The sequence below is a fragment of the Andreprevotia sp. IGB-42 genome (genome assembly GCF_009848685.1).
In the GTDB taxonomy this organism is placed as follows: Bacteria; Pseudomonadota; Gammaproteobacteria; order Burkholderiales; family Chitinibacteraceae; genus Andreprevotia.
Genome location: NZ_WXTX01000003.1, coordinates 50350 through 62700 on the forward strand (window position 1 = coordinate 50350; position 12351 = coordinate 62700).

The 12351-nt window shown below is 60.6% G+C and carries 10 protein-coding genes; 1 reads left to right on the top strand and 9 read right to left on the bottom strand.

From position 1 onward, the window contains the following. Window positions 1–16: 16 nt before the first annotated feature. From IGB42_RS05150 to IGB42_RS05185, 8 genes are all read right to left on the bottom strand, one after another. A complete protein-coding gene (locus IGB42_RS05150; protein WP_159667908.1) occupies window positions 17–2824 on the bottom strand; it encodes a 2-oxoglutarate dehydrogenase E1 component in 2808 nt (935 codons plus the stop codon). A gap of 92 nt (window positions 2825–2916) precedes the next feature. Further along, complete coding sequence (gltA, locus tag IGB42_RS05155) at window positions 2917–4203, bottom strand: citrate synthase (protein WP_159667911.1); 1287 nt, start codon at window positions 4201–4203, stop codon at window positions 2917–2919. A 44-nt stretch (window positions 4204–4247) separates the two neighbouring features. Then, window positions 4248–4478 (bottom strand): succinate dehydrogenase assembly factor 2, encoded by a 231-nt coding sequence (locus tag IGB42_RS05160; RefSeq protein ID WP_236822500.1) that lies wholly within the window; start codon window positions 4476–4478, stop codon window positions 4248–4250. A 32-nt stretch (window positions 4479–4510) separates the two neighbouring features. Beyond that, entirely contained in the window at window positions 4511–5221 is a 711-nt protein-coding gene (locus tag IGB42_RS05165) for a succinate dehydrogenase iron-sulfur subunit (RefSeq protein ID WP_159667914.1), read from the bottom strand. Window positions 5222–5232: 11 nt separating this feature from the next. After that, window positions 5233–7005, bottom strand: a complete 1773-nt coding sequence (sdhA, locus tag IGB42_RS05170) for a succinate dehydrogenase flavoprotein subunit (protein WP_159667917.1) — start codon at window positions 7003–7005, stop codon at window positions 5233–5235. After that, window positions 7005–7352, bottom strand: coding sequence for a succinate dehydrogenase, hydrophobic membrane anchor protein (gene sdhD / locus IGB42_RS05175; protein WP_159667920.1), 348 nt, complete (start codon window positions 7350–7352; stop codon window positions 7005–7007). The genes sdhA and sdhD overlap by 1 nt, the downstream gene beginning before the upstream one ends. Continuing rightward, complete coding sequence (gene sdhC, locus IGB42_RS05180; RefSeq protein WP_159667923.1) at window positions 7346–7720, bottom strand: succinate dehydrogenase, cytochrome b556 subunit; 375 nt, start codon at window positions 7718–7720, stop codon at window positions 7346–7348. The genes sdhD and sdhC overlap by 7 nt, the downstream gene beginning before the upstream one ends. Window positions 7721–7792: 72 nt before the next feature. Then, a complete protein-coding gene (locus IGB42_RS05185) occupies window positions 7793–8521 on the bottom strand; it encodes a GntR family transcriptional regulator (RefSeq protein ID WP_159667926.1) in 729 nt (242 codons plus the stop codon). Between the two features lie 255 nt (window positions 8522–8776). Here IGB42_RS05185 and IGB42_RS05190 point away from each other — a divergent pair, with 255 nt between their 5' ends. Continuing rightward, complete coding sequence (locus tag IGB42_RS05190) at window positions 8777–9763, top strand: malate dehydrogenase (RefSeq protein WP_159667929.1); 987 nt, start codon at window positions 8777–8779, stop codon at window positions 9761–9763. Between the two features lie 270 nt (window positions 9764–10033). Here the strand turns inward: IGB42_RS05190 and nagE are convergent, their stop codons facing one another. After that, window positions 10034–12094: an N-acetylglucosamine-specific PTS transporter subunit IIBC gene (gene nagE / locus IGB42_RS05195; RefSeq protein ID WP_159667932.1), complete on the bottom strand. Its 2061-nt coding sequence runs from the start codon at window positions 12092–12094 to the stop codon at window positions 10034–10036. Between the last annotated feature and the right edge of the window lie 257 nt (window positions 12095–12351).

The window sequence follows — 12351 nt, forward strand, 5'->3', positions numbered from 1 at the left end:
GGGCGCCGCGTTGGAATTACAGCGTCAGCGCTTCTTCGACGAAGGCCTTCAGCTGCGCGTTATGCTTGCTCATGTAACCGACTGCCGGGGAAGCCGACGATGGACGGCCGGCGAACAGCAGCGTCTGCTTCGGCTCCATGCAGTTTTCCAGCCGGTGGCGGATCTGGTGCCAGGCACCCTGGTTGCGCGGCTCTTCCTGCACCCACATGATTTCCCTGGCATTGCCGAAACGCGCCAGCTCTGCCTTGAGTTCTTCAGTCGGGAACGGATACAGCTGCTCGACACGGACGATGGCAATGTCCTTGATCTCGCGCTGGGTACGCGCAGCCAGCAGGTCGTAGTACACCTGGCCGGCGCAGGCAATCACGCGCTTGACCTTCTTGGCATCCAGCTCGCCGGCTTCGCCGATCACGGTACGGAATTCGCCGTTGCTGAACTGCTCGATCGGGCTGGCGGCATTCTTGGCTTTCAGGAGCTTCTTGCTCATGATCACCACCAGCGGCTTGCGCACCGGGCGCACCATCTGGCGGCGCAGCACGTGGAACATCTGTACCGCTTCGGATGGCTGCACCACCTGGATGTTGTGCTCGGCACACATCTGCAGGAAGCGCTCGACACGTGCGGACGAGTGCTCAGGGCCGGCGCCATCGTAACCGTGCGGCAGCAGCATGGTCAGCCCGCACAGACGGCCCCACTTGGTTTCACCGGAGGTGATGAACTGGTCGATCACCACCTGTGCGCCGTTGGCAAAGTCACCGAACTGCGCTTCCCAGATCACCAGTTCATCCGGCGCCGATGATGCGTAGCCGTATTCGAACGCCAGCACCGCTTCTTCGTTCAGGATCGAATCGATCACGAGGAAGTGCGCCTGGTTGTCGGAAATATGCTGCAGCGGGATATGTACGCCCTGGTCCCACTTCTCGCGGTTCTGGTCATGCAGCACCGCGTGGCGGTGGTTGAACGTGCCACGGCCCGAGTCTTCACCGGAGATACGCACCGCATAGCCCTCGGTCAGCAAGGTGGCATAGGCCAGCGATTCGGCAGTGCCGAAGTCGACGCCCAGATTGCCGTTCACCATCTCGCCGCGGTCCTTGAGGATTTTCTCCACGTTGGCGCGCAGCTTGAAATCGGCCGGCACCTGCAGCAGCTTCTCGCCCAGGCGTTGCAGGTCTGCCTGCGGTACCGCGGTGGTGACCGGGTGACGCCAGTGGTTGCCCATGTACTTGGAGAAATCGATCGCGTACGAGCGCTTGTAATCGGTCAGCGTGGTTTGTTCCACGTGCTCGCCCCGGTCCAGCGCTGCGCGGTAAGCATCGATCAGGCCATTGGTTTCGGCTTCGCTCACCACGCCTTCGGCAATCAGACGGTCCACGTACTTCTTGCGTACGCCCGGATGCTGCGCGATCTTCTTGTACATCATCGGCTGGGTGATGAAGGGATCGTCCGCTTCATTGTGGCCATGACGGCGGAAACAGACGATATCGATCACCACATCACGGGCAAACTGCTTGCGGAACGCCAGCGCGGCTTCCACGGTCAGGCACACCGCTTCCGGATCATCGCCGTTCACGTGGAAGATCGGCGCCTCGACCATCTTGGCAATATCGGTGCAATAGATGGTGGAGCGGGTATCGCGGGTATCCGACGTGGTAAAGCCGATCTGGTTGTTCACCACGATGTGCAGCGTACCGCCAGTGCCGTAACCGCGTGTGTTGGCGAGGTTGAACGTGCCCTGGTTGGTGCCCAGGCCGATAAAGGCCGAGTCACCGTGGATCAGCACCGGCAGCACCTGCGCACCGGTCTTGTCGCCACGGCGTTGCTGGCGTGCACGTACCGAGCCTTCCACCACCGGGTTGACGATTTCCAGGTGCGACGGGTTGAACGCCAGCGACAGGTGGATCGGGCCGCCCGGCGTGGGGATGTCGGCGGAGAAACCATTGTGGTATTTCACGTCGCCCGACGGCAGCTCGGTGGTCGGGCGGCCTTCGAATTCGCTGAACAGTTCACGCGGCAGCTTGCCCAGCGTGTTCACCAGCACATTCAGGCGGCCACGGTGCGCCATGCCGATGATGAGTTCCTGCACGCCATCACGGCCGGAGCCCTGCACGATGCGGTCCATCGCGGCGATCATCGCTTCGCCGCCTTCCAGGCCGAAGCGCTTCTGGCCCACGTACTTCTTGCCCAGGTAGAGTTCCAGCGTTTCCGCCGCAGTCACCTGTTTGAGAATGCGCTGCTTCTCTTCCGTGCTGAACGACGGCGTGGAACGGCGCGATTCGAAATAATCCTGCACCCAACGACGTTGCTCGTTGTTGGTGATGTGCATGTATTCCAGGCCGATGCTGCCACAGTAGGTCTGCTTCAGGAAAGCCAGCACTTCGGCCGGCGTAGCGCGCGGCAGGCCACCGATATTGGTGCCCAGGGTGATGCCCATGTCGGCATCGGTCAGGCCATGGGTTTTCGGGTCCAGCTCCGGCAGCGCGGTCTGGTCCATGCGCTTGAGCGGGTCGAGCTGTGCCTGGCGGCTACCCATGATGCGGTAGGCGGAAATCATGCGCAGCAGGTTCACCTGGCGCTCGGTGGCTTCCTCATCGGCCGCCACGCCCTGCACCACGCGCACCGGGCTGCGGGTAAGCTGGCGGAACGATTCCTCGATCGGCGCGCGGGCAACATCACGCCTGGCAGCGCCCTGCGTCAGCTGGTCGAAGTAGCTGCGCCACTCGCCGTCCACCGCAGCCGGATCGGCCAGGTATTGTTCGTAGAGGTCTTCCACGAACGGGGCATTCCCGCCAAACAGGTGGGAATTCAACTCAAGTTCTTTCATCATTTTTATTCAGTCCTGTCCTTGCCACGCCTGGTCAAGCCGGATCAATGCAAAAGCGCCGCCCCTTTTACATGGGGGCGACGCCTGATACTGCATCAACCGCGCTTGGCAACCTCGACGTAATCGCGACGCTGCGCACCGGTGTACAGCTGACGCGGGCGGCCGATCTTCATGCCCGGGTCGGAAATCATTTCGTTCCAGTGGCTGATCCAGCCCACGGTACGTGCCAGCGCGAAGATCACCGTGAACATCGACACCGGGATACCCAGCGCGGTCAGCACGATGCCCGAATAGAAGTCGACGTTCGGGTACAGCTTGCGCTCGATGAAGTACGGATCGCTCAGCGCGATTTCTTCCAGCTTCATCGCCAGCTGGAATTTCGGATCGTCACGCAGGCCCAGCTCGTTCAGCACATCGTCGCAGGTCTGCTTCATGATCTTGGCGCGCGGGTCGAAGTTCTTGTACACGCGGTGGCCAAAGCCCATCAGCTTGTGGGTCTTGGCCTTCACGCCTTCCATGAACGCCGGCACGTTTTCCACCGAACCGATTTCATCGAGCATCTTCAGCACGGCTTCGTTGGCGCCGCCATGCGACGGACCCCACAGGCAAGCGATGCCGGCGGAGATGCACGCAAACGGGTTGGCACCGGACGAACCGGCCAGGCGCACCGTCGACGTCGACGCGTTCTGCTCGTGGTCGGCATGCAGCGTGAAGATGCGGTCCAGCGCGCGTACCAGCACCGGGTTCGGCTTGAACTCTTCGCACGGATTGGCAAACATCATGTGCAGGAAATTGCCGGTGTAGCTCAGCTCATTCTTCGGATAGTTGAACGGCAGGCCCTTGCTGTAGCGGTAGCACATTGCCGCAATGGTCGGGATCTTGGAGATCAGGCGGTAGATGGCCACTTCGCGGTGACGCGGGTTATTGATGTCGAGGCTGTCCTGGTAGAACGCCGACAGCGCGCCAACCACGCCCACCATCATCGCCATCGGGTGCGCATCGCGGCGGAAGCCCTTGAAGAACGAGTTCAGCTGATCGTGCACCATGGTGTGGCGGGTAACGGTGGTTTCGAACTCGGCCTTCTGCTCGGCCGTCGGCAGCTCGCCGTAGACCAGCAGGTAGCACACTTCCAGGTAATCGCTGTGCTCGGCCAGTTGCTCGATCGGGTAGCCGCGGTAGTAAAGCTGGCCCAGGTCGCCATCGATGAAAGTGATCTTGGATTCACACGAAGAAGTAGCAAGGAAACCCGGGTCGAAGGTGAACATGCCGGTCTTCGAGAAAGCGCGAATATCGACCACGCTCGGACCCAGTGTGCCCGGCAAAACCGGCAAGTCGATCGTTTGCTCGCCGTTCTTGTAAGTCAGGGTGACTTTGTTTTCCATCTGTGTGACTCCAGGGTTGAAGCCCGGCTGGTGCCAGGCCCGTTTTATTGTTGCAAGGCTTGAATGCGCGCGATGATCGCTCTGAGCGACTCATCCGGGCACAGGCTCTTGCCGTTCAGGTATTCCAGAAAATCCTGGTCGGGCAACAGCAGCAGCCGGCGGTAATCCTCCAGCTCCGCAGCGCCCAGACCCGGCAGCGCTTCGGCGACAAAGCGCTCCAGTTGCAGATCCAGCTCCAGCAAGCCCCGGCGCGAGCGCCAGAGGATGCGTTTCATTTCAGCGTCGTCGATGAGATTGCTCATCGACGTCAGGCAATGCGCTTGACCATCAGGTCTTTGATCTTGCCGATGGCCTTGGTCGGGTTCAGGTCTTTCGGGCACACATCCACGCAGTTCATGATGGTGTGGCAACGGAACAAACGATACGGATCTTCAAGATTGTCCAGACGCTCGTTGGTTGCCGTATCGCGGGTATCCGCAATGAAGCGGTACGCAGCCAGCAAACCGGCCGGGCCCACGAACTTGTCCGGGTTCCACCAGAAAGACGGACAGGAGGTCGAGCAGCATGCGCACAGGATGCATTCGTACAGGCCATCGAGCTCCTTGCGGTCTTCCTGGCTTTGCAGGCGCTCGCGGTCTGGTGGCGGCGTATCGTTCTGCACGTACGGCTTGATCGAGTGGTATTGCTTGAAGAACTGCGTCATGTCCACGATCAGGTCACGCACCACCGGCAGGCCGGGCAGCGGGCGGATCTGGATCGGCTGCTTGAGGCTGTCCACATCGGTCACGCAGGCCAGGCCATTCTTGCCGTTGATGTTCATCGCGTCCGAACCGCATACGCCTTCGCGGCAGGAACGGCGGAACGACACGGAATCATCCAGTACCTTGAGCTTGACCAGTGCATCAAGCAGCTTGTGCTCGGTGGAATCGAGTTCGACGGTGTAGTCCTGCATGTACGGCTTTGCATCTTTTTCCGGATCGAAGCGGTAAATGCTGAATTTGACGTTACGGGTAGTCATGTTCTTCACCCTTAGTAAGAACGGGTCTTGAGCGCGATCGGATCAACCGACAGCGGCTTCATGGTGACAGGCTTGTACTTGAGCTGGTTGCCTTCGCGGTGCCACAAGGTGTGCTTGAGCCAGTTAACGTCGTCACGCCCATTCGGGTTGGCAGGCGTGTCTTCATGGTCATCACGCACATGCGCGCCACGCGATTCGGTCCGTGCATCGGCAGAGATCATCGTGGCCTTGGCCACTTCGATCAGGTTCTGCAGCTCCAGCGCTTCCAGGCGGGCGGTATTGAAGGTTTTGGACTTGTCGGCGATCACGATGGTGCTGACCTGCTTCTCGACTTCCAGAATCTTCTCGACGCCTTCCTTGAGCATGTCCTTGAAGCGGAACACGCCGCAATGCTTCTGCATGGTGGCCTGCATGGCCAGCCGCGCATCGTTCACCTGCGTGCCGCTGCTGCGCTGGTCCAGTTCGTCCACGCGCGCCACCGAGCGCTCCACATCGGCCATGGCCAGCACCGGCAGGTCTTTCGGCGCGTTCCGGATGAAATCGATCATCGAGTTGCCCGAGCTCTTGCCGAATACCAGCAGGTCCAGCAGCGAATTGGTACCCAGGCGGTTGGCGCCGTGCACCGATGCACACGCCACTTCGCCTGCGGCATAGAAGCCGCTGACGATCTGCTCGTCGACCACCACTTCGCCCTTGTAGTTGGTCGGAATGCCGCCCATCTGGTAGTGGCAGGTCGGCACGACCGGGATCGGCGCCTTGATCGGGTCTACCCCGGCAAACTTGATGGAGATTTCGCGGATACCCGGCAACTTGGACTTGATGACTTCCGGGTCCAGATGGGTGATATCCAGCAGCACGTGATCCTTGTTCGGGCCACAGCCGCGGCCTTCGTTGATCTCGGTCACCATGGCGCGCGATACCACGTCGCGCGATGCCAGGTCCTTGGCATTCGGCGCGTAGCGCTCCATGAAGCGCTCGCCGTTGCTGTTGCGCAGGATGCCGCCTTCGCCACGCACGCCCTCGGTGATCAGCACGCCTGCACCGGCCACGCCGGTGGGGTGGAACTGCCAGAATTCCATGTCTTCCAGCGGGATGCCGGCACGTGCTGCCATGCCGAGGCCATCACCGGTGTTGATGAAGGCATTGGTGCTGGACGAGAAAATGCGGCCTGCGCCGCCAGTGGCGAACAGCGTGGCTTTGGCCTGGAAGACGTAGACTTCTGAGGTTTCCATTTCCATGGCAACCACGCCCTGCACATTGCCCTGCTCGTCGCGCACCAGATCCAGTGCCATCCACTCGACGAAGAACTGGGTATTGGCACGCACATTGCGCTGGTACAGCGCATGCAGCATGGCATGGCCGGTACGGTCCGCTGCGGCACAGGCGCGGCGCACCGGCTTCTCGCCGAAGTTGGACATGTGACCGCCGAACGGGCGCTGGTAAATGGTGCCATCGGCGTTGCGGTCGAACGGCATGCCGAAGTGCTCCAGCTCCACCACCACATTCGGTGCTTCGCGGCACATGAATTCGATCGCGTCCTGATCGCCCAGCCAGTCCGAGCCCTTGACGGTATCGTACATGTGCCAGTGCCAGTGATCCGGCTCGGAGTTACCCAGCGATGCCGAAACACCACCCTGCGCTGCCACAGTGTGCGAGCGGGTGGGGAATACCTTGGACAGCACGGCGGTTTTCAGGCCGGCTTCGGACAATTGCAGTGCGGCACGCAGGCCTGCACCACCCGCACCGACGATGACCGCATCGAATTTACGAACAGGAACGGACATCAGACACCCCACACAACGACGATAGCGTAAACAAGGCTGGCCACAAGCCAGAGGATGGTCAGGACATGCAGCGTCAGGCGCACGCCAATGTGCTGCACGTAATCCATCCAGATATCACGCAGGCCAACCCACGCATGCCACAGCAACGCAAGGATGGTAACCGTGGTCAGAACCCTGACCCAGGTACAGGAAAACAGTTGCTGCCACGCGGCATAGCTGGCGCCCTGGGCCAGCAGCAGGAAGGCGACGATGGCAACGGCATACGCCAGCATGATCACTGCGGTAACGCGTTGCACCAGCCAGTCGCGCAGGCCGTAATGTGCGCCGACAACTTGACGATTTACCATGTCAGACCCCCGATGATCACCGTCAGCAACAGGCTCACCACCATGACGATCTTGGCAGTCAGGCGCGCGGTGGGCAGATCGACACCCTTGTGGATATCCATCATCAGGAAGCGGATGCCGGCGCAGGCGTGATGCAGGAAACCCCATAGCAACACCAGCAGCGCCAGCTTCACCACCGGGTGCGAAATACAGGCCCGGAATGCATCGAAGCGCTCGGCGGACGACAACGTACCGGCCAGCGCATACAGCACAAAGGGAATGGACAGGGCCAGCAGCGCACCGCTGATGCGATGCAGGCCGGACACGATGCTGGGCAGCGGGAACTTGATAACCCGCAAATCCAGATGCTTGGGGCGTGTTTTACTCATACGCTTTCCTTACTGGTTTTAATCCGGGCACCGGAAATACCGGCACCCCACCGGGCTTGCGCCCGTTTTGCTTCACTGCTTGTCGAACGCCACCGCGGGCTCGAACGCATCCTGCTCCGTTCTCAACCACGCCACGCTCCAGATTTGCGGCCTGCCCTCGAAATCACGCGAGAGCCGCACCACCTGCAACAATGGATCACCCACCTCCACCTGCAGCAAACGGGCTTCGGCCTGCGCTGCGGCTACTGCACGATAACGCACCTCGCCATCTTTCAGCCGCACACCGAAATCCCGCCAACATAACTCCGCAACATTACCTTTCAACTCTCGGATCCGGCGTGTATCCAGATCCGGAAAACCGCTTTCTGGCAACAACAGCTCTTCCAGCCCGACGATCTGCCCACCGGCACGCAACAGTTTGCGCACCTGCCACAGTGCCGCGCCGCGCCGCAGGCCCAGCACCTCGGCCAGTTGCTCGCCGGCGTTGATGCGCACACAGCCCAGCAACTCGAACTTCGGCGCTTCGCCACCCATCCCCGTCAGCGGGGTAAAGCGCCCGCGCGCCAGGAAATCGCTGGTACCGGCCACAAACGTGCCCACACCCTGCCGGCGGTACAGCACGCCTTCGGTCACCAGCACATCCAGCGCCTTGCGTACCGTTCCCTGGCTGACACCCAGTGTCTTGCCCAGTTCGGTCTCGCTGGGCAGCGCTTCATCATCGCGCCATGCGGCGGTTTCGATTCTTGCCAGCACCTCGCGCACCACTTGCCGATACAACGGCTGCTGCGTGAGCTTTGCCATACCTGTTTGCCTCGCTTTTTATCATGTTGTCGAAGCGGAGTCTACTACAGTCTTATATAAGACAAAAGACATACACCCCCAATGGGGCAAATTACATCAAAACGCAAGCGCAGCGGCAATCGTGCGTGCTAAAATCTTCGCGCCTTGCACCAAAGTCAGCACCCCGTGCCGGACCTTGGTGCGCAACCGACTCAATCACCATGCATTCGGCGTAGTCGATGCGTGGCAAGTACCCACCTGATCCGGAGTAATTCCATGACCACGAAGAAACCCGTACGCGTTGCCGTTACCGGCGCAGCCGGCCAGATCGGCTACAGCCTCCTGTTCCGTATTGCTTCCGGCGCCATGCTTGGCCCGGATCAGCCGGTGATCCTGCAATTGCTGGACATTACCCCGTCGCTGCCGGCGCTGGCTGGCGTGGTGATGGAACTGGACGACTGCGCATTCCCGCTGCTGCACGGCATCGTCCAGTCGGATGATCCGAACGTGGCATTCAAGGATGCAGACATCGCGCTGCTGGTTGGCGCACGTCCGCGCGGCCCGGGCATGGAGCGCAAGGATCTGCTGGAAGCCAACGGCGCCATCTTCACCACCCAGGGCAAGGCATTGAACGCCGTCGCTTCGCGTGATGTGAAAGTACTGGTGGTCGGCAATCCGGCCAACACCAATGCCTATATCGCCATGAAGAATGCACCGGATCTGAATCCGGCCAACTTCACCGCCATGATGCGCCTGGACCACAACCGCGCACTGACGCAGATCGGCCAGAAGACCGGCAATGCGGTTACCGACGTGAAGAAAGTCATCATCTGGGGCAATCACTCGGCCACCCAGTACCCGGATGTATTCCACGCCGAAGTGAAGGGCCAGAACGCCGCCACGCTGATCAACGACCAGCAATGGCTGGAAGGCGAATTCATTCCGACCGTGCAACAACGTGGCGCCGCCATCATCAAGGCGCGCGGCTTGTCATCTGCCGCTTCGGCCGCCAACGCTGCCATCGACCATATCCGCAATTGGGTACTGGGCACGCCGGAAGGCGACTGGGTCACCATGGGTGTTCCGGCCAACGGCGAATATGGCTACAGCGACCTGATCTATGGCTATCCGGTCACCTGCAAGGACGGTAAGTACACCATCGTTGAAGGCCTGGAAATCAGCGAATTCAGCCGCGGCCGCATGGACGCAACCGCCAAGGAATTGTCGGAAGAGCGCGACGCCGTCAAGCACCTGCTGGGCTAAGCAAGGCTGGCTGCCTGCTTGGGCAGCATCGGCAAGCAAAAAGAGCGATCCACGGATCGCTCTTTTTGTTGTCCATCGTGCTGCAACTACAGCATGCAACATCGCGCGGGGGCAGGTGCCGCAGCGCTACTCAGACTCTTCAGCCAACCGGCCACTATGCGGCACCACCATCGCGCCGGCACCCGCAAGCATCAAGCCGCTGGCACTAAAGAAAAACGGACCGCGAGCGGTCCGTTTTCCATTCAACTGCCTGTATCCAGCAATACCGGATCAGCGTGGCTTGAGCGTAAACAGTGCGCTCTGGCCTGCAGCCACCGGGCCGCTGGCCAGATTGGCAATACCGCCGAACTGATCGATATTGCTGATCACCACCGGGCTGATCAGCGACTGCGCGTGCTCTGCCAGGTAATCCAGATCCAGTTCCAGCACCGGCTCGCCCGCATTCACATGCGCGCCCTGCTCGGCCAGCCGGCGGAAGCCCTGCCCGCCCAGCTTCACGGTTTCGATGCCGATGTGGACGATGATTTCCGCACCGTTGTCCGCCTGCAGTGCAAACGCGTGGTTGCTGTTGAAAATCTTCACCAGCGTACCACTGGTCGGCGCCACCACCAGGCGGCCAGTCGGCTTGATGGCAATGCCATCGCCCACGGCCTTGCTGGCAAATGCGGCATCCGGCACTTCGGACAGCGGCACGGCCTCGCCGGTCACCGGGGCGACCAGGATCAATTCGCCCACGGCAAGTTGCGGCGCCGGTGGCGGAGTCAGCGCGCTGATGGTTGCCGCTTTCTGCTCGCTGGAAATCGGCGCAGCCTGGACTGCCTCGCGGATAGTGGTGCCTGCGGTCAGCCACTTGCGCATCTGGTCAGCCACCAGTTCAGCCTTGGGGCCGATGATGATCTGTACGTTCTGCTTGTTAAGCTTGACCACGCCGGCAGCGCCAAGGCGCTTGGCTTCCGCCTCGTTGACCAGCGACGAATCATTCACGCTCAGGCGCAGACGGGTAATGCACGCATCGATGGCGGCCAGGTTGGCAACACCGCCCACCACGCCGATATATGCCTTGGCAAGGTCATCCAGGCTACCGCTGGCAGCGGGCGCCGGTGTGGCAACCACGGTGCTAGCACCCGGCAATACGCTGACTTCCTCGTCATCTTCGCGACCCGGCGTTTTCAGGTTGAATACCCTGATCGCGGCACGGAAACCCGCGTAGTAGATCACGAAGAACACGATACCCTGCGCAATCAGCATGAACCAGTCTTTGGCCAGCGGGTTGCGCGACGACAGCACCATGTCGACCAGGCCGGCACTGAAGCCGAAGCCGGCAATCCATTGCATGCTCGCCGCAATGTAGACCGAAATACCGGTCAACAGCGCATGGATCACATACAGGAACGGTGCCACGAACATGAACGAGAACTCAAGCGGCTCGGTCACGCCGGTGAAGAACGATGCAAACGCCGCAGCGATCATGATCGACGCAACACGGGTTTTGTTTTCAGGCTTGGCGGTGTGATAGATCGCCAGCGCAGCGCCGGGCAAACCGAACATCATGATCGGGAAGAAGCCAGCCTGATACATGCCGGTAACTCCCAACACGGCCTTGCCGGCATCAATCGATTGCTGGCCTCCGAGGAAATTCGGGATGTCGTTGATACCGGCCACGTTGAACCAGAACACCGAGTTCAGCGCATGGTGCAGGCCAACCGGGATCAGCAGGCGGTTGAAGAACGCATAGATACCTGCGCCCAACGGACCCATATCCTTGATGCTTTCACCGAAGTGCACGAGGCCGTTGTAAATCACTGGCCAGGCAAACATCATCACGAAAGCAACGATCATCATCACGAACGACGTCACGATCGGCACCAGCCGCTTGCCGCTGAAGAATGCCAGCGCCTTGTGCAGCTCCACGTGGCTGAAGCGGTTATACAGCTCGGCCGCAATCACCCCGGTGAGGATACCCACGAACTGGTTGTTGATCTTGCCGAAAGCGGCCGGCACATCTTCCGGCTTCAGGCCCTGCAACTGTGCAACCGCACCGGGTGAACACAGCGTGGTCAGCACGTAGTACCCCACCAGACCCGCCAGCGCCGCAGCGCCGTCCTTGTCTTTCGACATACCGTATGCAACACCTACCGCAAACAGGATGGACATGTTGTCGATGATGGCCGCCCCTGATTTGATCAGGAATGCAGCGGTAGCACTTTCACCGCCCCAGCCGTTCGGATCGATCCAGTAACCGATCCCCATCAGGATCGCGGCTGCCGGCAGCGTGGCCACAGGCACCATCAGCGCCCGGCCGATTTTCTGTAAATAACCTAGAACACTCACGGTCTACCCCCTAAACGCGATTGAGCAAATTTATCGACACACTACATCCATAGCCACTATGGGCAGCCAGCACAGCTGCCGCCGCGTTGCCGCGGTAACAGCGATGCCGGTGGGTCCTTCCGGCTGGGCCCGTTTTCCCGGTCCAACCAAGTTCCTTGCAACCGAGTTGTAAACATCGCGCACGGATGTGTAAAGCAGAATCGCTCATTCGACCCTGTTTACCACGACCATGGCGAACATACACTACAGAATGTAGG